This window comes from Synechococcus sp. PCC 7335 (assembly GCF_000155595.1).
In the GTDB taxonomy this organism is placed as follows: Bacteria; Cyanobacteriota; Cyanobacteriia; order Phormidesmidales; family Phormidesmidaceae; genus Phormidesmis.
Genome location: NZ_DS989904.1, coordinates 3,239,175 through 3,262,803, shown reverse-complemented (window position 1 = coordinate 3,262,803; position 23,629 = coordinate 3,239,175). Strand labels below are relative to the sequence as shown.

Annotated in this window: 14 protein-coding genes, 1 tRNA gene, 1 pseudogene and 1 CRISPR repeat array; of the genes and pseudogenes, 8 read left to right on the top strand and 8 right to left on the bottom strand. The window is 48.1% G+C overall.

The window, feature by feature from the left end:
- Positions 1-66 precede the first annotated feature (66 nt).
- Entirely contained in the window at positions 67-834 is a 768-nt protein-coding gene (locus S7335_RS14060; protein ID WP_006454455.1) for a ferritin-like domain-containing protein, read from the top strand.
- An 80-nt stretch (positions 835-914) separates the two neighbouring features.
- Positions 915-2,006, top strand: a complete 1,092-nt coding sequence (locus tag S7335_RS14055; RefSeq protein ID WP_006454913.1) for an aromatic ring-hydroxylating dioxygenase subunit alpha — start codon at positions 915-917, stop codon at positions 2,004-2,006.
- Positions 2,007-2,024: 18 nt separating this feature from the next.
- On the opposite strand, the gene S7335_RS14050 is transcribed toward S7335_RS14055, so the two are convergent.
- Complete coding sequence (locus S7335_RS14050) at positions 2,025-4,874, bottom strand: cation-translocating P-type ATPase (RefSeq protein WP_006457034.1); 2,850 nt, start codon at positions 4,872-4,874, stop codon at positions 2,025-2,027.
- 107 nt (positions 4,875-4,981) lie between these two features.
- Entirely contained in the window at positions 4,982-6,847 is a 1,866-nt protein-coding gene (locus S7335_RS14045) for a serine/threonine-protein kinase (RefSeq protein WP_006455778.1), read from the bottom strand.
- Positions 6,848-7,072: 225 nt separating this feature from the next.
- On the opposite strand from S7335_RS14045, the gene S7335_RS14040 reads away from it, so the two are divergent.
- Positions 7,073-8,950, top strand: a complete 1,878-nt coding sequence (locus S7335_RS14040) for a M3 family oligoendopeptidase (RefSeq protein ID WP_157620243.1) — start codon at positions 7,073-7,075, stop codon at positions 8,948-8,950.
- 131 nt (positions 8,951-9,081) lie between these two features.
- Here the strand turns inward: S7335_RS14040 and S7335_RS14035 are convergent, their stop codons facing one another.
- The 3 genes from S7335_RS14035 to S7335_RS14025 form a co-directional block, all read right to left on the bottom strand.
- Positions 9,082-10,203 carry a saccharopine dehydrogenase family protein gene (locus tag S7335_RS14035; protein ID WP_006457610.1) on the bottom strand — a complete coding sequence of 374 codons (1,122 nt, stop codon included), beginning with the start codon at positions 10,201-10,203 and terminating at the stop codon, positions 9,082-9,084.
- A 208-nt stretch (positions 10,204-10,411) separates the two neighbouring features.
- Complete coding sequence (locus S7335_RS27815; protein WP_006455245.1) at positions 10,412-12,193, bottom strand: bluetail domain-containing putative surface protein; 1,782 nt, start codon at positions 12,191-12,193, stop codon at positions 10,412-10,414.
- Between the two features lie 939 nt (positions 12,194-13,132).
- Positions 13,133-13,570, bottom strand: coding sequence for a peroxiredoxin (locus S7335_RS14025; protein WP_006456227.1), 438 nt, complete (start codon positions 13,568-13,570; stop codon positions 13,133-13,135).
- 677 nt (positions 13,571-14,247) lie between these two features.
- Between S7335_RS14025 and S7335_RS14020 the strand changes: the two genes are divergently transcribed.
- The 4 genes and pseudogenes from S7335_RS14020 to S7335_RS14005 all read left to right on the top strand — a co-directional run bounded on the left by S7335_RS14020 (position 14,248) and on the right by S7335_RS14005 (position 17,746).
- Positions 14,248-14,946, top strand: coding sequence for a sigma-70 family RNA polymerase sigma factor (locus S7335_RS14020; RefSeq protein WP_227499999.1), 699 nt, complete (start codon positions 14,248-14,250; stop codon positions 14,944-14,946).
- A gap of 89 nt (positions 14,947-15,035) precedes the next feature.
- The gene (locus S7335_RS14015) at positions 15,036-16,040 is read left to right on the top strand and encodes a DUF1822 family protein (RefSeq protein WP_006454825.1); all 1,005 of its coding nucleotides are present in this window, start codon (positions 15,036-15,038) and stop codon (positions 16,038-16,040) included.
- Between the two features lie 284 nt (positions 16,041-16,324).
- Positions 16,325-16,398, top strand: a tRNA-Val gene (locus tag S7335_RS14010).
- Positions 16,399-16,773: 375 nt separating this feature from the next.
- Positions 16,774-17,096: direct repeats of the CRISPR family, unit length 37 nt; unit sequence CTTTCAACCCACCCCGTCCAAGATGGGTGATTGCGAC.
- Between the two features lie 122 nt (positions 17,097-17,218).
- A pseudogene (locus tag S7335_RS14005) lies at positions 17,219-17,746 on the top strand (tyrosine-type recombinase/integrase).
- A gap of 195 nt (positions 17,747-17,941) precedes the next feature.
- Here S7335_RS14005 and S7335_RS14000 read toward each other — a convergent pair.
- The 3 genes from S7335_RS14000 to S7335_RS13990 all read right to left on the bottom strand — a co-directional run bounded on the left by S7335_RS14000 (position 17,942) and on the right by S7335_RS13990 (position 22,393).
- Positions 17,942-18,190, bottom strand: a complete 249-nt coding sequence (locus S7335_RS14000) for a hypothetical protein (protein ID WP_006456148.1) — start codon at positions 18,188-18,190, stop codon at positions 17,942-17,944.
- 539 nt (positions 18,191-18,729) lie between these two features.
- The gene (locus S7335_RS13995) at positions 18,730-20,223 is read right to left on the bottom strand and encodes an energy transducer TonB (protein WP_006453443.1); all 1,494 of its coding nucleotides are present in this window, start codon (positions 20,221-20,223) and stop codon (positions 18,730-18,732) included.
- 361 nt (positions 20,224-20,584) lie between these two features.
- On the bottom strand, positions 20,585-22,393 hold the full coding sequence (locus S7335_RS13990) for an ABC transporter ATP-binding protein (protein ID WP_006453931.1): 1,809 nt from the start codon (positions 22,391-22,393) through the stop codon (positions 20,585-20,587).
- Between the two features lie 219 nt (positions 22,394-22,612).
- Here S7335_RS13990 and S7335_RS13985 point away from each other — a divergent pair, with 219 nt between their 5' ends.
- The gene (locus tag S7335_RS13985) at positions 22,613-23,590 is read left to right on the top strand and encodes an AraC family transcriptional regulator (RefSeq protein ID WP_006454226.1); all 978 of its coding nucleotides are present in this window, start codon (positions 22,613-22,615) and stop codon (positions 23,588-23,590) included.
- Positions 23,591-23,629 lie beyond the last annotated feature (39 nt).

The window sequence follows — 23,629 nt, the reverse complement described above, 5'->3', positions numbered from 1 at the left end:
CTTCGGAAAAGATGACTTGAGGTGTGTAGCAAATATTACACGCAAGTTTGAGTCGAGATACTTTTAATGATTGCAACGGCACCTAGTCAAAACCAGCGCAGTGACGTCGATATTGGTACTAGCAAGAACTGGGCAATTACTTTCTCTCAAAATACAAAACGGTGGCATCAGTTTGCTAAAGAGATTGATTTTTCGACGCTACGACTCGACTCTCAGCTAGTTGATTCAATCAAAGTCTTTCAGCTAGGAGAATGCTCAGAAGGCAGAACGCTAAAAACACTTGCTATCCTTCATGCCCAGCAAGCTGAGGATCCAGACTATCTAATCGCGATACAGCAATTTATCAAAGAAGAACAACGCCATGCTCACTACATGGCAAAGGCGCTGCGCTCGAATGACATAGAGCCGATTGAGAAGCAGTGGAGCGATGGACTCTTTCGTCAGGTGCGGCAGCTATGTGGATGGGAGATGATGATTTCGGTACTGTTGAGCGCGGAAGTAATTGCGATCGCCTACTATTCTACGCTCGCCAAAGCTAGCAGTGATTTTCAAGCAAGGCGGCTATTCGAGAGAATCTTACAAGACGAAGCCGTGCATTTACAGTTTCATGGTGAGCATTTGCGGTATGCTCGTCGGGGTAAATTGTCAGTTCGTTGGGCGTTACATAGGCTGTTCCATCAGCTAGTCATCACACTAGTCTGGCTAGAGCATAGGCATGTGCTCATCTATCAGTTTCCTTCGTTCTCCCGCTTCTCTAGGCGATGCAATGAGCTACTTATGGCTCTAATGCGGACACCCAGTACACGCACACCCAGTACATCAACACAGTCCTAACCGTTATGTATGTAACAGAACAATCGGAACCCTTCCGTCAGGATCAGCCCTAAGATCAATGCAGTATGGAGTCCTTGAAAATGACAGTTGCGAATTCTTTGGCTGCGCCGAAAAAGCCCAACAGCCTAGGTCACAGCGCTAAGAAGCGCTATCCCAAGAACTGCACTTTCTCTGAGACGGATTGGGATGCGATCGCACCTTTCTGGTACCCTATCGCCTTTAGCAAAGACGTCACAACTGAGCCGGTTGGCACCACGCTGCTCGATCAGCGGCTGGTGATTTGGCGACCCCCAGCCTCATCGGGTTCGCAGCTTTGCGTAGCTAACGATATCTGTATTCACCGTGGCGTGCCACTAAGTATGGGCCACATTGAAAATGAACAACTCATCTGTAAATATCACGGGTTTCACTACAGCGCTAGCGGTCAGTGCACTAAGATACCGGCTAATCCAGAGGCCAAAATTCCAGCTCGGCTCTGTCTAAAGACCTATCCGGTCAAAGAAGCCTACGGTCTAGTTTGGACAACGCTGAGTGGGGATGAAAACACGCCGCTGCCTGCTTTTCCTGAGTGGGAAAACGATGACTATCAGCCTATCTTGCCAAATTCAGTAGATGTCAGTGCGGCGGCGGGACGGCAGATGGAGGGCTTTCTAGATGTAGCGCATTTTGCCTGGGTGCATTCGGAGTCTTTTGGCGATCGCAACAATCCTGTCGTACCTAGCTATAGCGTTACGCCCACGGCTCACGGACTCAAGGCCGACTACATCAGCACCGTTAGTAATTTTCCCAAAGGATTTCAGCACCACGCTCCGAAGAACTTCCAATGGCTCCGCGCTTTCGAGGTTTTCCTTCCCTTTACTGCTTTGCTTCGCGTCCATTTTCCCAATGAGGGCCGCCTGTGCATTCTGAATGCGGCCTCTCCGATATCCGCTCGCCAAACCCGCGTCTTTTGTCCGATCGCCCGTAACTTTGACAAAGATCAGCCACTCGAACCGGTCTACGACTTCAACTATCAAATTTTCAATGAAGACAAGGAGATTGTCGAAGCTCAATACCCAGAAGATCTCCCTCTCGATCTAAGCGTAGAAACGCACATTGAAGCTGACCAAACTTCTATCGCCTATCGTAAAGGCCTAGCTGCGTTAGGCCTTAGTAAGCTGTATACGGCGTAGTTTGATTCTCCTTTTGACTTAAGGCCGTAGTGAAAGGTCTGGGTGAGTTGCGTGCTTGGTTCGACTGCGGATAAATAGTTTCTCTAGCTCTAGCCAGACGAACAACAGCGAGCTAAAGCCAACACAAACTAGCAACTCCGTTATTGATAGATAGTGCGTACCAAAAAAGTTACGTAAGGGGGCAGCGTAAATCAGCAGTAGCTGCAAGAGAGTAGTGACGACAACCGCTAGCAGCACGTAGGGATTAGAGAACTGAGACATCTCTAGTGCCAATCGCTTGCTAGAACGAACGGCGATCGCGTGGCCCATTTGAGACAAACACAGCATAGTAAATACCATTGTCTTCCATCGCTCTGGGCTGCCGATCGCTAGTCCTGTCTCGCTGTGAGTATAGCCATACGCCCATAGCATTAGTGATATTGCCAAAATCGCAAATATTATCCCTACTCGCACCATATACGCGCCGAGCCCTCTAGCAAAAATGCTCTCTTCTGGATCGTGCGGCGGCCTGTCCATAATGTTTGGCTCCGATGGCTCTAGTGCTAGAGCTAAAGCCGGAAAACCATCGGTCACTAAGTTCATCCACAAGATCTGTAGCGGCGTCAGTGGAACAGCAACAATCGGTAGCAACAAAGGAGAAAGCGCGATCGTAATCACTTCTCCAATGTTGGAACCCAAAATATACTTGACGAACTTTCGAATATTACCGTAAACAACTCTTCCTTCTTCTGTAGCAGCCACAATTGAAGCAAAATTGTCATCTAGCAGAACCATATCGCTAGCTTCTTTACTGACGTCGGTACCGGTAATGCCCATGGCAATACCGATGTCGGCCTGCTTTAGTGCCGGTGCATCGTTCACACCGTCCCCTGTCATTGCCACCACTTGTTTTTGAGCCTGCAGCGCCTGCACGATTCGCAGTTTATGTTCAGGCGAGACTCTGGCATAAACGCTAGTCGAGGAAACAACAGACTCCAATTCTGTTGTACTCATCTTTTCTATTTCTTGCCCAGCCAAAGCGCTCGCCCTGTGTTCGTTCACCAGTCCAAGGTCCGCAGCGAGCGCTTTGGCTGTAAGCGGATGATCGCCAGTAATCATAATTGGACGAATACCTGCCTGCTGACAGCGTTTGACAGCTTCTCTTACTTCTGGGCGGAGAGCATCGATCATAGAGACTGAGCCTAGCCAAATCAAATCTTTCTCTACGTCGGCTTCCGTCAGTTGCTGAGCGCTGTTAGAGCCTTCTGCTAGCACTTTCTCCATTATCGGGCGATAGGCAAAGCCTAATACTCGACCGCCTGCGGATGCAAAGGAGTCTACCTTTTCTAAGATCTGTTTTCTATCTGCTTCGGTGAGCGATCGCGCTCCTTTCCCAACTTGACTACAGCATGCTAGCAGCAGCTCTGCTGACCCTTTCGCAAAAACTGCATATGGCGCGTTAATTCCCAACCGATTACTCTTTGGCACAGAGACAACAACACTCATTCGCTTCCGCTCAGAAGAAAATGGGAATTCCGCTAGTCGCTCAAACTCGTACTCTAACGTTTTCTTTTCTAGGCCTGCCTTCGCCGCTAGCGTCACTAAAGCACCTTCAGTTGGATCTCCAACAATTACCCACTTATGGCTACCTTGGTCATCGACTTCGGTTTGCAATGCTGCGTCGTTGCAAAGCGCACAGTCCAACAGAAGAAGAGCGAGCGCTGGTTTTTCTAGGGGCTCAATTTTTTTTCCACTCAATCGAAATTCACCCTCTGGCACATAGCCCTGTCCGCTGACTTCAAAATCCTGCTCAAACGGTAATCCTGATACATGTATGTGCTGTACAACCATCTTGTTCTGCGTCAGCGTGCCGGTTTTATCAGAACAGATGGTTGTCACCGATCCTAGCGTTTCTACTGCAGGCAACCGTCGAATCAGCGCCTGTCGCTTGACCATTCGCTGCGTACCCAGTGCCAAAGTCACAGTGATCACAGCCGGGAGGCCTTCTGGCACCACAGCTACCGCCATGCTTAGCGATACCGTTAGCAGCTCTTCGAAAGCAGACCATCCCATTGCTAATGAGCCACCAATGACAACTAATGCCACTAGGGAAAGCGATCCGACAACCAGCGTTCTACCTAGCTGATCTAGCCGCTGCTGCAAGGGGGTTCTTAGCTCAGACACAGACTGAATCATAGTGGCAATTTTGCCAAGTTCAGTTTTCATGCCAGTTCTAGTCACTAGCATCTTGCCCCGGCCATGAACAATTTCTGTTCCTTGAAAAACCAGATTCTTCTGTTCAGCCAGGTTAGTATCAGCCGCAAGAACCATGTTTGCCTGCTTCTCTACTGCCTTTGCCTCACCCGTCAAAGCAGATTCTCTCGCATGTAGTGTGACAGACTCCAACAACCGCCCATCTGCCGCAATCTGATTCCCTGCTTCTATCAGAACAAGATCACCTGGTACTAGCTGCTTGGCAGAGACTTCTCTAGTCTGGCTAGATCGCACAACGGTTACGTTTGGAGAAGATAATCCTTTAAGCGCAGCTAACGCATCTTCTGCTTTACTTTCTTGAAAGTAACCTAGAACTGCATTTAAAAGAACAATCGCGCCAATGGCGATCGCATCTTTAGGAAAGTTCCCAGCCCGTAGATCCAATACCGCTGCTACAACCGCCACTGCGATTAGCATTAGCAGCATAATGTCGGAAAACTGATCGAGCAAGATCCTCAGACGGCTGCGTCTTCCGGTTTCTACTAGCTCATTAGGACCATATTCATTCAGTCGATTTTTAGCTTCTTCTGCCGAGAGTCCGTTGCTAGTGTCTGTGTCAAGTGCTGCTGTTACGTCGTCAATGCTGAGCGTATGCCACTGCTGAACTGTCGTCATGAAGATAGCTCCGCCGAATTAGAGCCACTTAGTGTAGTGCTCAAAGTGTATAGCAACATCCGTGTAAAGAGGGATCTTCTAGACGCTAACTTTCTAGTCTCTGGCCTTTAGCCTCTAACATAGATGTGGACATAGCCATGGCGATTGCGTGTAATCGTGCCTGATAGTTCCTGCGTAGTAAAGTCATAGTGATCGCGCTCTCGATCAATCACCGCATTGAGTCCTGTTTCAATCTCCACCGTAGATTTTCCTTCTAGTGTCGAGAGTAAGGTTGCCCGGATTTGATAGCGATCAACAGCAGGTGAAAAGGTGACTTCTGACTGCCGCACTTTCTTCGAGTTAGGATCAAACACATACGCTAGCCTGACCCGATTTGGCATCAAGCTATAAACGCTTGTGGGAAAGCCATTCACAGTCGAAGACTGAGTTGGGCTACCTAATCGCCCTTCTACTCTACTTTGAGAGCTACCGGGTGGCAGACCAGGAATCGGCACAATCTCATTAGAGGTTCCCGGCTGAAGATTATCTGGATTACCGCTATCGCCTAGCAGTAAAGGGGGCGTTTGCTCACTGGCCTCAGTCGGTTGTTCTGGTTCAGGCGGCAGTGGAACTACCTCGGTAGGTTCTTCTAAGGTCTCGCTTAGGGTTTCCGACTCTTCATCTACCTGCTCTTGAGCATCTTCCAACTCATCTTCTTCTGGGACGACTTCGATCGGTTCTTCTAGAATCGGTTCTGGAATTTCAATCTCTGTTGAATCAAGTATTGAAGGATCTGTCTCTCTACCCAGAATCTGTTGCACTGTCCAAAAACCACCGGCTGCAGCTAGCCCAATTAGCAGCAAGGAGATTGTCAACAAACCACAGCCACTTCCTCGCTTTTGAGCGCTACTGTCATCTGAGCGACTAATCGGTCGATTGACTGGCTGATTAACAGGTCCTACTCTTGTTTGGTGGGTTCCAGGCGCTGGAACTGCGACCGTCTTTGCAGAAGTGTTGACTGGTAGCACTGGGTAGTCTGACTGGTAGGCTGGCGCGACGACTTTAGTGGGAAACTGTGAGGGAGAAGCGGGCGGTAGCGGGACGGATGGCTTGCGCTTAGAAGCCGACGATTGTGGGCGGTTGAGAAATCCAGTCTGCTGTTTTGTTTTCTGGGGCGTGGACAGTAGCGATAGCCATCTAGCAACAGATTGAGGCCGATCTTTTAGCTCAATCTGCATGCCCTGCGTGATCGCATCTACTACCACCTGGCTAATTTCTGGGCGTAGCTGCTGAATGGGAATTATTGGCGTGCGATCGCGTAACACGGCTGCTACTGGCACCTCTGCTGTCAGTAGCAGATACAAGGTTGCTGCAAGTCCATACACATCTGTCGCTGCCGAGCGCTGCGCTTTGGGCAAGTACTGTTCAATGGGAGCATAGCCTTCTGAGACAATGCTGGTGTGCGTTTGCGACGGGTTGGGAGTCAGCTCACGAGCAATGCCAAAGTCAATTAGAATAGCTTCTCCGGTGAGGTCGTGAACCATGATGTTTTGCGGTTTGACATCTCGATGCAGCAGTCCCTTGGTATGAATAGCCTGTAAGGCGTTGCCAATCTGCTGGATGTATCTAAGCGCAATGGTCTCGCTCAGCGGCTGCGGTCCATTCGAAGGATCAAAAACAATATCGTAGAGCGATCGCCCCGGGATATAGTCCATCACCATATAGGGCAAAAAATCTTCTACAAAAAAGTCAGTCACCCGTACCACGTTAGGGTGCTGGCACAGCGCTAGTCGCCTAGCCTCATCTTGAAACTGCCGCTGTAAATCATCCAGGTTCGGCGCTGTCCAAAAAGACTCATTGAGCGTCTTGATGACGACTACTTGTTCTAGATATACCTGACGGGCTCTAAACGTGAGTCCAAACCCTCCACGGCCTAGCACCGACTCAAGTTTGTATTTACCCCCCTGCAAGCGTTTTCCAATTAAACTACTCATAACCTATCCCAGTGATCGAACCCACCATCGTCATTATTCTGTCTTGTTCCCTACTTCACTGACAACGTGGCCTATTACGCTTTTCGCTCTGACCGCTATCATCGACTGCGTTAGCTAGGTGTTAGCTAAAAAGAGTTGCTAGCATTTCGCCTTCCTCATAGGATTTGTTTTCTGACCTTTGCTTTCTCTCCAAAGCAGCGATTTCTTACCCTCTCTACTTTCCCTATGCAAACCCTAAACCGCCTAGCCACCGCCTACCCCACAACCTGGAACAACGCTCGCTTTTTCTCTAGTACTGCTGACCCGCTGATTGCAACTACCGTCGATCAGCTACGGCAAGATATCGATGCGATCGCCACCGCTTGCCAACCTTTCACCGCCAAAGTCGTTACGGCTGAAGCGATTGAGCCCAGCGACTACGCTGCCCTAATTGAGCAAATTCGACCGATTCATTTACAGCGCAACGATGTTCACAAGCGACTGGGCAACGTGAGTACTTATATTTACACCGCCCTTAGCATCGACACGCAAGATGCCAACGCCAATAGCTGGATGCCCATCCTCCAAAAGCTTAGCGCCGACCTCTTAGAAGGCATGACGCCATTTAATGTCTTTCTCCAGCGCGCTAGCGAAGATTTCATTACTGCCCTTCTCGCAGACCCAGCGCTGAGCGAAATAGATTTTCTACTTCATCACAGTCGCAAAGAAAAAGATTTCCTGCTCGGCGTTGCTCAAGAGCAGCTAATAACTGCGCTAGCTACTAATGGACTCCATACCTGGGGCAATCTCTACACCGAGCTAGCCGGTACGCTCAAGTGCGAGGTGCAAGCTGAAAAGATGGGACTAGCCCAGGCCGCAAACTTACTAAGCCATCCTGATGCGGAAACTCGTAAGGCCGCCTGGGACGCTATTCGTAGTATCTGGGCTACCCAGCAGGCGCCTGTTGCAGCGGGCCTCAATGCAATCAACGGTTGGCGTCTAGAAGAAGCTAAGAAACGATCACACCGGCGTCAGCTCCACTACTTAGACAAAAGCTGTCACCAGAGCCGAATCGATCGAGCGACGCTTGATGCGTTGATGGAAACAACCTATCGAAATCGGGAAATCGGACAGAGGGCCCTAAACGCAATGGCTAAGGCATTAGGTCAATCTCGACTGCATCCCTGGGATGTGATGGCGCCTGCTCCAGTCTCTAAAGAGGACTATGGGCAGAAAATTGAGTTTGAAGAGGCGATCGCTCTCATTGCGAATGCCTTTAATCAGCTCACCCCAGAGATGGGAGACTTTGCCATCATGATGGCCCAAAAAGGCTGGATAGATAGTCAACCAACGCCCAACCGGGCTACTGGTGCCTACTGTACCAAATTCTCTAATCCTAGAGAGCCGCGTATCTTCATGACGTACGAAGGCACCATGACCAATGTACTCACGCTGGCTCACGAGCTTGGTCATGCCTGGCACAACTGGGTAATGCGCGATCTGCCAGCGATGAAATGTCGCTACCCAATGACCTTAGCAGAAACGGCCAGTATTTTCGCTGAAACCCTCGTTCGCGAAGCTTTGATGGCGCAGGCCGATACGCCTGCTCAAAAGCTAGAGATTGCCTGGCAAGATGCCCAAAGTGCCGGTATCTTTTTACTCAATATTCCAGCTAGGTTTGAGTTTGAAAAGCGTTTGGTAGAAGCGCGTAAGATTGGTCCACTTCGCCCTGATCAGCTGTGTGAGATGATGGATCAAAGCTGGCAGCTTTGGTTTGAAGAAAGTCTTAGCCAGTATGACAATCTTTTCTGGGCTAGCAAACTACACTTCTCTATATCTAGCTTAGGCTTCTACAACTATCCCTATCTATTTGGCTATCTCTTTAGTCTAGGTATCTACGCGCAACAGCCTGCCCCCGACCATAGTCCCCATGCCCAGGAGACGTTCAACCAGCGCTACACCCGCCTACTGCGTGATACGGGCACGATGAGTGCTGAAGCCGTTGTCCAACACCATCTTCAAAAGGACCTCAGCCAGCCGCAGTTTTGGCAAGATAGTTTATCTATCGTTGAAAGGTCTGTTGCTAACTTTGAGCAGCTTGTCAGTGAAGTCTCTTGTCACTAGAACATTGGCTCGATTCTAATGTCAAAGATATTAATTTGTTGATTGAGATCTCATAGTCCTGTGCTTGTGTCTAAAATCTTTATCTAAGACTTTCTAGGATCCAAAAGAAAAAGCTAGCAGCTATGCAAGTCTTAAAAGTCCTGCTTGATTGCTATTTTTCTTTGAGCCAAAGTCTCTTCAAATAAGGGAGTAGATAGCGCTTGTTCTACCGACCAAACGCCAGGCTTGTTTAGTCTTCCTGAAAGAATTAGCTGAGCGATCGCGCCTGTTCCACATCCCGCACAATAAGCGGTATCCTCGTGGTCTAGTGTCGATAGATAAGTAAGAGGTTCTCCGTCTTTCTTCCCCTCGATCTCAACTCGCATAGCAATACCGACACCCGTTCGTGAATCGGTGACCTGCGTCATCTGATAGCTGATTTTAGAAAGCGCTTCGATTACAGTCTTGTTCTTTAAGATGCCACTAGGCAATCTAGCCATCAGCCAAGTCAGCCGGTTATAGTAATCCGGCACAGAGCCAAACTTAGTCACAATGGTTTTGAGTTCTGGAAAGGTATCAGCTATGGTCAGCGCCTCGACGGTATTGAACCAGTACACGCCGCCTTTGCCATAGCGCGGAAAGGTTAGGACTTCTCTTTGGCTATAGGGTGCGATCGCTTGCCAACGTCCATTCACCTTCGACATAAACGGCGTCTGCAGTTCTATGAACGTCGTTCGCATGACGGTAAGACCAGCGCCCCCCGACCCAGCGACTAGGTAACTAAGATGTACCTTCTCAGCAGTGTCTAGCTGTTCTATACCCTGACGCACCATACTGCCAGAAATGCCAGGGAAGACGCCGGTGCTGATAATCGCAGTTACGCCAGCTGCCTGGGCCTCCTCGCCATAGGTCAGTGCCTGATTTACATAGTCTGGACTATCTGCCACATCTAGATATGGCTTGCTTTGATTAATGCAGCTAGTGAGTATGTGATGATTGCGGCTACGAAAAGGACCAGCGCAGTGAACAATCAGATCATGCTGAGCGATCACCGCTTCTATTGCTGCTTCATCATCCAAGCTCAAAGAGCAATAGGTTTGAGAGTCTAGCAGCGTGAAAGTCGGTGTTAGACGACGACCTGTCAGCGTTACCTGGGCGCCTGCGTATTTGGCAATATCGGCAGCAACGCTGCGGCCAATTCGCCCACCACCGCCGATTACCAATACCTTTTTGGCCGATAGAATCATGTCGCCATTTGAACCAGCTATCGTCATAAAACACCGCTGACGATAGCTAAATCATACAACTATCGTCAGCGGCGTTCTATGGGGTGTTCTATGCTAGCTGCTTGAGCGCATACTTGCTGTTCGTCAATAGGAGCTTGCCAATGGGAAAGAACGAGAGAGTGTTATTCTCGCAGAAAGCTAAAAGTAACTGCTTTAAGTGACTGCTATAGAGGTAGCCGTAGTTGGATAGCTGTAGTTATACGATTGCCAGTTCGGCTAGTGAGCCGATAAACCCAGTGATTTCGACTATACTATCTGCTTTTTCTTGGAACCCTGCAGTACCGTCATTGAACGCAAGGAATGTGCGAACGCTATTCCCGCTTCCCAGCGTGAAGGCTACTGCAGTCTCGGCGCCAAAGGCTGACTCATCTAGCAAAGCACTAATGCTGGCTTCGTCAAGAGTAGCCACGCTTCCTACCTGCGCAATATCCCCAGCCGCAATAGCAGGGAAAAACCCTATAGCAATCTGATCAATTCCGGCTTCTAAGTCGGTGATATGGTCGTAGCCAGACAAACGTGAATCTTTGAGATGACGTAGATAAAAGGTATCTCTGCCGCCACCACCCAAAATCATATCAGCCCCTGCGCCACCCCGTAAGAGGTCGTTGCCTGCACCACCATCGAGCGAATCACTGCCCCAACCACCGCGCAGCACATCGTTTCCAGCAAGGCCAGCTAGGATATCATCGCCACCATTACCGCGTAGTTCTTCGTCTTCGTCTGTGCCACTGATTACATCATTCAGGTTAGAACCAAAGAGCCGCTCAATGCTAGTGAGGGTATCACCTTCAGCTTCACCACCAGTTCCAACACCGCTATCTAGATCAACGTTAATACCTGTTGCTGAAGTACGATAGTCAGCTGTATCTATACCGCTGCCACCTTTTAGCATGTCGGCACCGAGACCACCAATCAGGAAATCTTTCCCATCACCGCCCTCTATCGTATCGTTACCTGCACCACCGCTTAGCCAGTCATTGCCATCACCGCCAATGATCGTGTTAGCGCCATCTGTACCCACAATCTGATCGCGATCGCTAGTACCTTCAATGAGGTTGACACCGCTACCTGCATTCAGCGTTCCAAATTCGTAGGTGTATGTGAAGTTGAATACTCCATCGGCATCAGAATCGATTGAAGCGCTAGTTTGGTTTCCCAGCACATCATATGTATAAGCATAGATGCGGTTTGGCCTACCGTCAGCGTTGCTATCTAAAGTCTCCCTAATCTGGTTACCCGCTCTGTCGTAAGCAAAAGTAGTAATGCGTTCGGCAGTACCGTCGGCGTTGGTATCTTCTCGTTTGCTTGTTCGATTACCAGCTCTACTGTAGGTAAAAGTAGTGATACGCTCAGCGACGTCGTCGGCGTCAAAGTCATCAACAACTCTAACTAGTTGGCCTTTGCCATTGTAGGTAGAAGTGCTAATGAAAGTCGGTTTACCAGCAGCAGTCGGGTCAAAAAAGACACCAGTCTGGTTACCACCAGCGTCGTATGTATAGTTAGTGATACTATTAGGAGCGCCATTAGCGTCAGTATCATCTAACTTCCGGATTAGGTTGTTGTCGTCGTTATAAACATAAGTGGTTTGACGATCAGTCTCCCCGTCGCCATTACCATCGTAAGATTGGCTAGTCCTGTTACCTTTCTCGTCGTAGGTGTAGAGATAGCCATAGTTAGGAGAACCGTCTGCGTCAGTGTCATAAGACTCGCTGAGCAGATTCCCATCATCATCGTAAGTAAAAGTTGTTTTTCGATCGGCGAAGTTGTCGAGGTCAGTGTCTTCGATGCGATCAATTAAGTTACCGTCCGCATCGTAATTAGAGTTGGTAATAGAGTTAGGCATGCCGTCCGCATTAGTATCCGTAGAAGTTCTGATTCTGTTCCCGACCATATCATAAGTGTACGTGGTAATGCGGTCGTAGATGCCATCTGCGTTACCGTCGTATAGACTTTTTAACAAGAAAAGTGAACTGTTCATGAAAAATTTATTCGGATAGCTTGAGGGATTTGTAATACTAGAAACAACTACACTTTTTTTCTTGGCCAGCGAAATTTCTGATCGGTCTCCAAGTAAGATCAAAAGTGTGATGAGTCAGCGCCTTCAGATAGTGCGACGCAAAGGTATTAATAGGCATGCAGGAGAAAGAATTCAACTTCTACTCATCTACTGAGCAGTTCTTTTGAAAGATTCTTTAGAAGTAGAGAGACAGCAAAATGAAGTAATAACGGATGTTGCTATCGATGCCATAAAATGCCGAAGATACTTGCCGTCTCTACTCCTAACAAAGGTGCCGATATAAAAAACACTAGACTAGCTTGTGGAAGGGGACTCGGTAGCTTTTCAGAAGATATGAATGAATTATTCGAGGTGATATTAAGGACTGCTAGTAAGGTCTGCTTTTAGTGTCTGTAGTCCCTAGCTTTCCCACTTATTCCCACCTTTAGCTGCTTTTCCCACTTTTATCACCTTTGAGTGTGTAGAGAACAATCGCATAAAGTAGAAGTGTGTAAAGTGCTTGATTGAATCTTCTTAAGGTATATCAGTTCGCTAGCTGGCATGGGTTCACAAAATTTATCCAGGGGCATGCATTCCGCATCTCTATGTCTGCTCAGATTCTAAAGTTGTTCAAGTAAGTTGTCAGTTTTTCTACAGTTGATTGAGAAATGAATCACGTAATTCATGTATACAATGGCACGCTCATCTATAGTCAAAAAGGGAAGAAACACGCAGGTTGACGACAATGTTCATTGGTTTCTTCTTATACTCAGTAATCTTTACGATGGCATAACTGTACTTTAGGCTTAGTAGTTGAGGATAATACTTCTGCTTTAATGTTTTCTCGAGGAGAATTAAGTTGCGTTGGAGAGGGGCTCAGGTGGGCATAGCAGGCTATGCCCACAAGGTAGTTGTGTGCAGCTATGTAGCTAAACCAGCAAGCACATCGTTGGCATGAGTTTCGGTATTGATACTGTCGTAGACTTTGGTAATGGTGCCTTCACCATCGATAATGAATGTCACTCGCTTTGCATAGCCACCGCCTTCGACGTCAAAAGCTTTGGCAATCTTGCCATCGCTATCAACGATAAGCGGAAAAGGTAGGTCAAACTTCTCTTTGAATGCTTTGTGAGAAGTTTCATCGTCCATACTGATACCAAGAACAACAATGTCTTTGTCTTCGTATTCGCTGTATGAGTCGCGGAAGCTTTGAGCCTGCTTTGTGCAGCCAGGCGTATCATCTTTAGGATAGAAGTACATCACAACTGTCTTACCCGAAAAGTCGGATAGAGAAACGCTGTTACCAGCATCGTCGGTAGAGGTAAAGCTGGGAGCTTTTGTGCCTTCTGAGAGTGCCATTGGAATATCCTTTCTATGGTTTCATCGCGTTATGACAACTGTAGTTATCACGCCTCAGTGATTCTAACAATGATCGCGTGACTGAATCAGCCTTGATTGCTCTAGCAGAATGAAAACACACCTCAATTCACTATCAGCCGCGACGAGATTAAAGCGGTCTACGTAGCAGGCAAAGCGGCAGTGATAGAGCTAGTTGAAGGGTTAACTGCTCAGCACTTAGTGTCAGTCAGGACCAATCGAGTGCGATACGATGGTGGCGTGAAAGGCCTGATGGTATATCTGTGAACGCCCAGGTGTGGCCGTCGGATAGAACCCGTGAAGTGCTCTAGGAGGTGTTTCGTACTGAGGCTGGCAACAATGACTTTTTGAAGCCATAGAGTAAAATAACGTTTAGGTAAAGCTGAATGTAGAAGCTATTACTTACCTAACCGTTCTATCATAAGTAGCGCTATCAGTTATTCATACTACTGATGCTAGCGTTTACATTGACGGTTTTTGGGCGCTAGGTCATGGAAGTAGGTTGAAGGTAGGGTCATTATCAGCATAGCTATGAGGCAACTATCTAATCGCTGATACGTTTCTTCCAATGTTTTCTTTCAATATCGTGGAGAAAGTTGCAGAAGTTTTCATTCCAGTGGTGATAGCTGATTAATCCTGCATTTTTCATGAGAGGACACATGGGTAAAGTCTCCGCCCCTAAAAATGTGCTTCAGCGTATGTATACATCTAGCGATCGCCCTGAGTCACTATTAGATCTAGTCCAGCAGACATGCCAACATCCTATTGGCAGCCGTCAAAGACAGAAAGGATTAACTAAGCTGATTCAAGTCCTCACCGAGCAACTTTGGCACACCTATGATACCTACTACCCAGATGCGCTGCAGCAAACTTGGATATACTTTTGCCGGAACCTCTGCGAGGCGACAACAGCAAGAGCCTATGATCCTACCCGGGCTAAACTAACTACTTGGCTAAATGCTTATTTAAAGCGTCGCCTTCAAGACTTTCAGATTGATGAAAACTATCGGCGCGCCAATATTCAAAGTCAGTCTAGTGGCGTGGCTTGCAAGGAAGATGGCACAGTTTTAGATCCTATCGATAGGCTTCCCGCTCCTCCTGATATTCCCCCTCTACTAGAGCAGGTTCGTACCTGGGCACAATCTGATGCGGACAATACGCTTAAATCTATCTACATCAGCCAGTATCCTAATGTCACCGCTCAGCTCTTAATTCTTAAGCGCTTGCCGCCAGAGACCCCCTGGAAGCAACTCTCTCAAGACTACGGACTGTCTATCGGTACGCTAAGTAGCTTTTACAATCGCCGATGCTTTCCCTTACTTAGAGAGTTTGGCAAGTCGCAAGGATACCTTCAATAACCTTTCAACATAATTATAAGAAGCCGTTTTTGGCGGTTTATAAAACTACTTACTCACTATTGTCACCCCATAAAGGCGGGGATTAGAACATGGTTACTACCACCTATTCTCAACAGTCCGGTATTGTTATACCTATTACCACTGAGTCTATGCAGATTGCAGGGCGATTTGCTCAGCAGTGCTCTATTCCCGAGAAGGCTGAACAAATTAGACAAAACACGTTGGCTGTCTGTGCAGTCAATACCTACTTACAGCTACTGGCTATTCCAACTGACTTAGCCGATAGCGATAGCTGGAATCCAATCATGCAGTTAGTAGCTAATGTTGCTGATATCAAACTGCCTGATATTGGTACCTTCTCTTGCCGACTAATTAATTCAAGTAGTGAGACCTGTCAGATTCCGCCCGAGGATTGGTATGGCCATGCGGGCTATATAGCGGTCCGTCTAGATGAAGGTACTCGTCGGGCTACATTAGCTGGTTTTAGTGTGGACGTCCCTCAGATGGAGTACGTTCCTACAGATAGGTTTGGTCCGATTGAAACGCTCATCGATCAGGTTCACCAGCTACAAACGTCTCAGTCTTCAGCAGTATCGAGTCAGCTAAGCACTGCTCCGAGTGTTCTTAATCAAATTGGCAAATGGGTAGATGGCATTATTGCCGAAGGTTGGCAAACAGCGGCGGCGTTGATGAATCCGACTGAGCTCGATTTAGCATTTCGCACCTCTGCAGATTTGGTCTCACCTACTCTAGATACACCGACAACTGTAACTGATATTAGCCGTGCCAAGCTAGTTGACTTAGGGACTCACCTTAGTCAATCAGTTCGAGTTGCTCTAGTCGTTCACATTACTCAAACTGCCGACAGACGGACTAGCTTTATTCTACAGGTGCGTCCTCTAGGAGAATCGCTCTATCTACCAGAGGGTATTGAACTTACTGTACTCGATGGAAACGACGCTGATTACCTAAAGGCAACCTCTAGAGCGATTGATAACTACATCCAGCTTCGATTTAGTGGCCAAGCCGGAGAGCAGTTTGGTGTTCGTATCAAGCTAGGTCAACGTACGCTTAGAGAGCAATTTATTATTTAGCCATTACAGTCCTATACAGTCGGATACTGTAATAGACATAGTAATTCTGTAATTCCGCTGAATGCGTACTCATAAATGCATACTCATGAAGGAGGCTACGCCTACAGCAGATTGCTATATCCAAAAAGACAAGAGACAATCAAAAGTTAGTCAGAGTTCCTGGAAGCTTCATTCTCCTGTTATCACATACTTTGAGATGCTATTTTCCTGGGTGATCTCAAACAAATCTTGCCTTTACTAAGATCACTATGGTATATTCAATGGCCACTGTAATCAATCCATAAGGACGTATAGCTCAGTTGGTTAGAGCGCATCGTTGACATCGATGAGGTCCGCCGTTCGAGTCGGCGTACGTCCATTATTGTACAGTGACACATTGTTTGTCATCGGTGACAAATTAGTGTCGTCGAGGACAAATTGATGTCACCAAGACAAATTGATGTCGTCCAGTTGGTGGTGACAAATTAAATGTCATCCAGCGACCTTCAGGAATCATTTGTTGCCAAAATGGAGGGCACTAGGACATACAAAAGACTTCCTTTTGTTGCTAGATAGAAATATAAGGAAGCTTTTTGTACGGAAAGACAATATGCCAGCTACTTGATGATAGCCAAGTAAATGCACTACATAAACTTAACCTACATCGTTGATTAGGATGTCAACGATGCGCTCTCTTTCAACCCGCCATTCAGCTTGCTCTTAGCAGTTTCATCAGTAACCACATATTCATAGACTTTCAACCCACCCTGTCCATGATGGGTGATTCCAACAAAGCAGCACGTGATGAGAACAACGCACTATTTGCTTTCAACCCACCCCGTCCAAGATGGGTGATTGCGACTTGATTGAATTTAAAGCTTGCACCTAGTCCATAAACTTTCAACCCACCCCGTCCAAGATGGGTGATTGCGACTTAGGCCGTGTCCTGCGCAAAACTGGCTCTCTCACTTTCAACCCACCCCGTCCGAGATGGGTGATTGCGACTGCTGGTTATATGCATACCAAGTATTGAAACTTTTCTTTCAACCCACCCCGTCCAAGATGGGTGATTGCGACGGCGGCCTTCTAAACCCCTTGTAAATTAGGGGTTTTAGCGTAGGTTTGCGCGGATCGGAACATCTATCCCGGATTAAAGACTTGCCCTTGTTAAGAGAGGGAATTTCAATCCCCTGTATTCCTTGCATGGAAAAGGATACAGGGTTTGCGCGAACCTCTTCCATATTGTCAGATTATTGCATCGTAGTGGGGCACGAATTTCAGAAGTTTTGGCACTTGACCTTGAGCAAGTCAATCTCGAACAACAGAAGTTCCAAGTCATCGGCAAAGGCAACAAACAGCGCTGGTGGTTTTACAGCGATGATGCAGCCTAGCTGCTCAATACTTCCCTCAAGCACTATCGGCATCATCGTTTTCCGGCTCTCTTCACCGCACAGCAGCCGATAGCGGGCAGTATCAGTCGCCTCAGCTACCGCACGGTGCATCAAAACTGGCGGCGATTGATTGTAGATGTGCCCGAGTTAGAAGGTGCGAGACTGCACGATCTGCGTCATACTTTTGCGACTGAACGTGTTGGCCTAATGGGGATTGAGGAGCTTAGGGCGTTGATGGGTCATGAATCCATTCTGACCACGCTGAGATATCAAAAGGTCACCTCAGCTAGAGCTGAAACCGTGGCTCAAAGTGCTCTCAAAAAGCTAGCAAATTAGCCTGCTTTATTATCGAGCCTTACTTTCTACTTTTCAAAGCATGCGGAGTATCAAGGGTACTCTGCCTCAGCAAACTATGGCTAAGACCATATGTACTATTTGCCTGGCTCAAAGCGTCCGTTAGTTAATACTTTTCTATTAAGTCAATTTTTCGATGGCTGTAACTCAACTATCGCAGCGCTTCTAGCCTATGGCCTATTTTTGCAATAGTCGGGACCATACCCCACATAGCCACACTCCATCGCAAACGCCAGCCACGTCTGCCATAGAAGCCACACCTATCACCGCCTCATTCAGCTTGTTCAAAAACGTCTCATAGCAGCAGCGCCCCTGCCAAGCCTCTGCCAGATCAGCGCATACCCGCCGAGACGTTTCTACAATCTTTTGACCCAACAAATCCTCTTCTTCTACCTGCATCAGCAGCATCAGCCAGTACAGCTGCATCGCTTCCTCAAAAGCCAGTTGATACAAATCTCATTCCCGATACAGCCCACTCAGTAACTGTTTCATCTCTTTCACATAGCCTCATCGCGTTGACGGCCCTATCCTGCCAACCCCGTACCTGAGGCCATACCTGAGTTGTTCTATGCCATGCCTGAGTTCGCACCTGAGTTACAAGGTATTAGGGTTAGCTCGCTGGTGATGCCTATCAGCGTCCCAGATTGGATCTAGCGTTAACTCTAAGCAAGAATCAGAGTAGCCTTCTACAGCACAAACCTGGGTGTTGGTATCGAGATAGATACGATCACGAAAGCACTTGAACGCCAATATCTTTGCGAACATCCGAAGATATGCTAGTGGCAGTGGAAAGGACCGGACTTATGCAGGGCGGTAAGCAAAGCCATGCCGTAGGCTTATCACTGAAGGCGATTGACAACAACCAACCTATGCGCTCCCATAGACTGTCGTGCAGGAAATCGCCTTGAGAGTGTTAACCCGTCGCTGAATCAAGCCTCAATAACTGATTGGGCGTTTATTTTTGCCTATTCTTCTAGTGGCCCAATGTCAGGAACAACAGGCTCTGGTGGTGCTACCGATTCCGGTGGCGGCAGAGGCGGTTCCATGGGTTGTGGGGCTGGTGCTAAGGGTTCCGGTAGAGCAATATCAGGTACGTCAGGCGCTGGCGCTGGCGCTTCTTGTTCCGGTAGAGAAGTGTCGGGCACGTCAGGCGCTGCGGCAGGTGCTGGCGCTTCTGACTCAGGCTCTGGAGACTCTTCACTCGCAGTCGGCTCAGGTGTTAAGGGTTCGGGTGCAGTTGGTTCGGGTGTAGTTGGTTCGGGTGTAGTTGGTTCGGGTGCAGTCGGTTCGGGTGCAGTTGGTTCGGGTGTAGTTGGTTCGGTGGCGGGTTCGGTGGCGGATGCTGGTGGGGCTGCGGTAGGTTCTGGACTTTGAACAACTTCGCTTTCTGGTTCGGGTGGGAGAGCAGGTGTGCTGACAGATTCTCTTTCGCCTCTTCTTTGAGCGGCGCGTGATCGCTCTGATCCTTCTATGCCAAAGTCAATCTCAACAGATACCGTCCCACTGCGGCCGCCGCTGTCCATTTCGTAGTTGCGGGCAGCTTCTAGGGCAGCTCTGTCTAGCGCAGCATTACCGCTCGACTGCTCTAGCACCGCACCGATAACATTTCCATCTTCATCATATTCTAGGTTTACGGAGGGAGAGCCTTCGACACCCTCTTCTAAGGCTTCTTCTGGATATTCTGGGCGATCGCATTGACGACAGCTCACTGTGGTTGAACCACTACTATCCCCATCCCCTTCGGCGGTCCCTGATCCCGATCCTTCAGAGGGACCGTCTCTGCGAGCGGTTTCTATATCTTCTCCCGTAGCAGCGGGCGTAGCGTCACTATCTTCTCTCGTACCTTCACGCGCCTGAGCCCGTTGTAATCTATCTCGCAAAGCGGTCAGGTCAGGCGCATCAGAATCATCTTCTGTGCTGTTCGCTGCCGTTTCAATTGAATCGCTCTCTTCTTCTGACTCTGCGACTTCAGGCTCTAATTCTGTTGGCTCGTCAGCGTCTGACTCAGCAGAAGGCTCTTCAGAGTCTGCGACCTCTGGATCTGAGGTAGCGGACTCTTCAATGTGTTCTTCAATAGGCTCGGGCTCAGACACTCCCGGATCTACTACTTCTGGTTCTACAGGCTCAGAGACGTCTAGCGGTCCGACTTCCGGCTGAGGCGGTGCCGGCTGAAAAGAAGAGATAGGCGCGGAGTAGCCGCCTGAGACTTGGGAAGCCGCCGCTAATTCGGCCTGAGCAATAGCTTCTGTTAATGCTTCAACGGTTTCTTCAGGCGGAATTTCTTCTAGAGGACCGTTTTCAACGACTGCTTCTAGTGGCTCGGTCGGACTAGTCACGACCAGTTCAATCCGCTCGGGTGGTGCAGCAACGTCTGCCGGGATAAAGGCCATGAGTGGAAAGAGCCCTAGGTGCGTCCCAGCTGCGACTAAAAATCCGCGCAATAACCACTTTTTAGTCATCGCGTTCTCTTTGTCATGCTGTTCCAGACAAGATTTAGAAAGACTCATAGTCGCCAAGCTCAGTAGCAGAAGGTTTAGAGAAAATACATATATAGAGACTGGTTCTCAATAATATTACAGTAAAGGCACATTATTGAAGCCAAATGCTTTTGATTTCTTTGACATCTTTTCATAGATAATGAAAGGCATTGAATGATTCAAATTATTGAAGCGCATCAATTTTTCCCAATGCGGTAACGAGATCTAATCTCACTAATAATATTGCAAATCAACTCTTTCGCGAGTACATCTTCGTCAAGATGTTTGGACTAGATAGCTGGATGGATATTAGAGCCTAGACCTGCCGGAACTCAATCGTGGATTAGATAAGATGACTTCTGCTTCTATCTAGTCGACCAGCTTTCATGACAATGATTTGATTAGCAAAATCTAGAACTGACTGTCGATGAGAAACTGCTAAGCAAGTGAACGATTGATTGTTACTGCTTGGCCTCAGAAAGTGGTTCCATAGCTGTTCTTCTGTCTTTATATCCAACGCACTAGAAAGATCATCAAAGACTAAAAGTTGAGGTTTTCTTAGGATCATGCGAGCAGCAGCAACACGCTGTTTCTGTCCACCGGAAAGTTGGAAGCCTTGAGTGCCCACAGGGGTATCAAGGCCGTTCGGCATTGTTGAGATATCTCTATCAAGAGCAGCTGTTGCGATCGCACTATCTATTGCCATCGCCATATTGGGCTCCTTCCATCCTATTTGGATATTCTCTTGCACAGAGGCGCTAAATAGATGAGGAATCTGAGGTGTGTAGGCAGCCTGGGGTGGTACGAAAAAACTAGCCGGATCGAGAATCTTTTGCCCATTCCAGAAAAGGCGACCGCGCTGCGCACTAAGCAGCCCTAACAATGCACGGAGTAATGTTGTTTTTCCAGAGCCGACGTCCCCTGTAATGACAGTTAGACTCCCTCGCTTTATACTGAAACTGATATCTTCGATACCGTTGACGCTATTGGGATAGCGATAGGTAAGATTTTCAACCCGTAGTTCTATCAGAGCATTGGCTGGGGCCGTTTGCTCCAGTGGTGGTAACAGCGGCGGCTGTTTGAATAATGGCTTGAGGTAGAGTGGGTAAGGATGTACAAGTGCTCGTACTGGGCTGGTTTTCTTTTTTTTCAAGGTGCTCTCTTCGATTAGCGCTGCCATTCTCTCAAACGACACTTCACTGTGTTTGGTAACGGCGATAAAGCTGCCAAAGAAGGCTAGAAAAAAGGTAATAAAGGAGAGATAGTAGACAAACAAAGCAAAGTCGCCCACGCTGAGACTGTTTTGAGCGGACGTTGACTGTGAGCTCTGAGCGGCTAGCAGCAGTAAAAGAGCAGTTCCAAGACTGACGATGCCTTCAAACCCCGCATCAAGAGAGGTGGTGAATATGCGATCGCGTATGGTCAGCTTTTGGCGGCGATCGCCTTTTTTCTTCAGTTCGCGCAGTATATCCGCTTCGGCCCCAGCGACTTTAATCGCCTGCAGCGCGCTAAAGGTTTCCGTAATCAGACCAGTCACCTGCGCAGTGGCTTGACGGCTAGCACGGCGATAGCGTTTCAATCGATGTTCGGCTTTGTGAACGAGAAGGGCGATGACACAGAGCGGGACAAACACAAACGCTGTTATTCTGGCATTGACGCTGAGCAGAAGACTGATAGAGGCGATCGCGAAGACAGCCTCTGCAAAGACCTCGTTGACGCTAGCAACTGTATCTTCTATCTGCTGAGCATCATCACGAAAATAGTTGAGAATTTCGCCGGGAGAGATCTGCTGACGGGCTGCGAGTTCTGCACCCGGTCGCTTGAACAGTTCTAATAGTAAATTATGGCGGATAAGCGCACTCATCAGAAATCGATGCTGCGTCTTGGTAATTCGTCCGGTAAAGATGGCGATAACTCTAGCTAGACCAACGGCAAGCAGGAGCGCGATCCAGAGCCATGGGGAGGCAGCGAAAGGGAGCAATTGAGTCTGGCTAGACGGCTGGGTCAAACTATTAAAAAATTCGCGAATGATCACGCCTGGAACAATGGGCAAGCCCGCAATGCATAGCCATAAAAGAGTGTCTGTGCAATACAGCTTTGGCGCATAGCGAATGAGCCGACCCAATACTTGCCAGATAGAAATAGAGGCCATCGCGAATCATGGCAAACGAATGCACACTGCTTGACAGCTTATCTCAGCAGATTGCATAAAAGGAGCCGCGAAGGGATCTTTTTGACCGTTCGACGGAGTATTTGCGGTGGGTTTTGACCCAACACCAAACCTCCCTGTTAGCTTGACGAATCCGTATTTATAGATAAGAATTATTCTCAACAGCTACTTTCGCTTCCTGTAGGGATATCCGTAGTCAATATGACGATTTCGCTAATACAAGAAGACTACTGGCATTTGGTCTATGAATCTGAGCACAAAACCTGCAACCGACAAAATGAAGCGTTTGAAACAGTTTGGCAGTATCCCGTGCAGTTAGGGCAGGGCAGCTATTGTTCTATAGAGCTTCGTGATGGGCTGGAGCTAGGCATCGAACAGCGTCAGCTACACGATGAGTTGGTAATTTGTTTGCCTGAGCGAACTCACCCGATTGAATATGTGTTCTGTGTGGAGGGAAAAGGAGAGTGCATTAGTTCAATCTCGTCGGGTCAGTATGCTTTATACGGTAGTGGGATAGCACCTAAAGAAACCTTGGTATACCTGGCTGATGAACCCTCTCTAGAAATCAATGTCCATATTGAACCCTCTGTGTTGAGAAGTTTCTTAGGAAGCTCTTTCGATCCAACAGAGACGCCTTTGCAGTATTTGTTTAGAGATCAAACGCAGATCTATACCGAGCGCATTGGTGTGACCACAGCAGCTATGCAGACGGCACTACACCAGCTGTTGAACTGTCCTTTTACTGGCGTGATTAAAAAGGCTTACCTAGAAAGTAAAGTGTGGGAGCTGATGACGCTGTTAATAGACCAAGAGCTACGTCAACATGACGTGAAACAACAGGCCAACCGATTAAAAACTGATGATATTGAGCGGATTCACCACGCTAAGAAGATTCTTTTGCAGCAAGTTAGCGATCCTCCTTCGCTGCTGAATTTAGCGCGGCAAGTAGGTCTGAATGACTGCACATTGAAGCGAGGGTTTCGTCAAGTATTTGGCGAGACGGCGTTTGGCTACTTGCACAATCACCGCATGGAAACCGCCCGTCAGCTGCTGATAGAGGGAGAGATGAATGTCTCTGAAGCTGCTCGCAGCGTCGGTTTCTCTAGCCGTAGCTATTTTGCCGCTGCGTTCCGCAGAAAGTACGGTTCTTCTCCAAGAGAGTATCTACGTCAGCACTAAAATCCACATCGCAAAATCCGCACAGCGTTCAAACTATTC

Coding starts and splice junctions, on each gene's coding strand:
- S7335_RS13985 (WP_006454226.1), top strand. CDS start 22,613: ATGACGATTTCGCTAATACAAGAAGACTACTGGCATTTGGTCTATGAA.
- S7335_RS27815 (WP_006455245.1), bottom strand. CDS start 12,193: ATGAACAGTTCACTTTTCTTGTTAAAAAGTCTATACGACGGTAACGCA.
- S7335_RS14020 (WP_227499999.1), top strand. CDS start 14,248: ATGGGTAAAGTCTCCGCCCCTAAAAATGTGCTTCAGCGTATGTATACA.
- S7335_RS14035 (WP_006457610.1), bottom strand. CDS start 10,203: ATGACGATAGCTGGTTCAAATGGCGACATGATTCTATCGGCCAAAAAG.
- S7335_RS14050 (WP_006457034.1), bottom strand. CDS start 4,874: ATGACGACAGTTCAGCAGTGGCATACGCTCAGCATTGACGACGTAACA.
- S7335_RS14060 (WP_006454455.1), top strand. CDS start 67: ATGATTGCAACGGCACCTAGTCAAAACCAGCGCAGTGACGTCGATATT.
- S7335_RS14045 (WP_006455778.1), bottom strand. CDS start 6,847: ATGAGTAGTTTAATTGGAAAACGCTTGCAGGGGGGTAAATACAAACTT.
- S7335_RS14025 (WP_006456227.1), bottom strand. CDS start 13,570: ATGGCACTCTCAGAAGGCACAAAAGCTCCCAGCTTTACCTCTACCGAC.
- S7335_RS14040 (WP_157620243.1), top strand. CDS start 7,073: ATGCAAACCCTAAACCGCCTAGCCACCGCCTACCCCACAACCTGGAAC.
- S7335_RS13990 (WP_006453931.1), bottom strand. CDS start 22,393: ATGGCCTCTATTTCTATCTGGCAAGTATTGGGTCGGCTCATTCGCTAT.
- S7335_RS13995 (WP_006453443.1), bottom strand. CDS start 20,223: ATGACTAAAAAGTGGTTATTGCGCGGATTTTTAGTCGCAGCTGGGACG.
- S7335_RS14055 (WP_006454913.1), top strand. CDS start 915: ATGACAGTTGCGAATTCTTTGGCTGCGCCGAAAAAGCCCAACAGCCTA.
- S7335_RS14000 (WP_006456148.1), bottom strand. CDS start 18,190: ATGCAGCTGTACTGGCTGATGCTGCTGATGCAGGTAGAAGAAGAGGAT.
- S7335_RS14015 (WP_006454825.1), top strand. CDS start 15,036: ATGGTTACTACCACCTATTCTCAACAGTCCGGTATTGTTATACCTATT.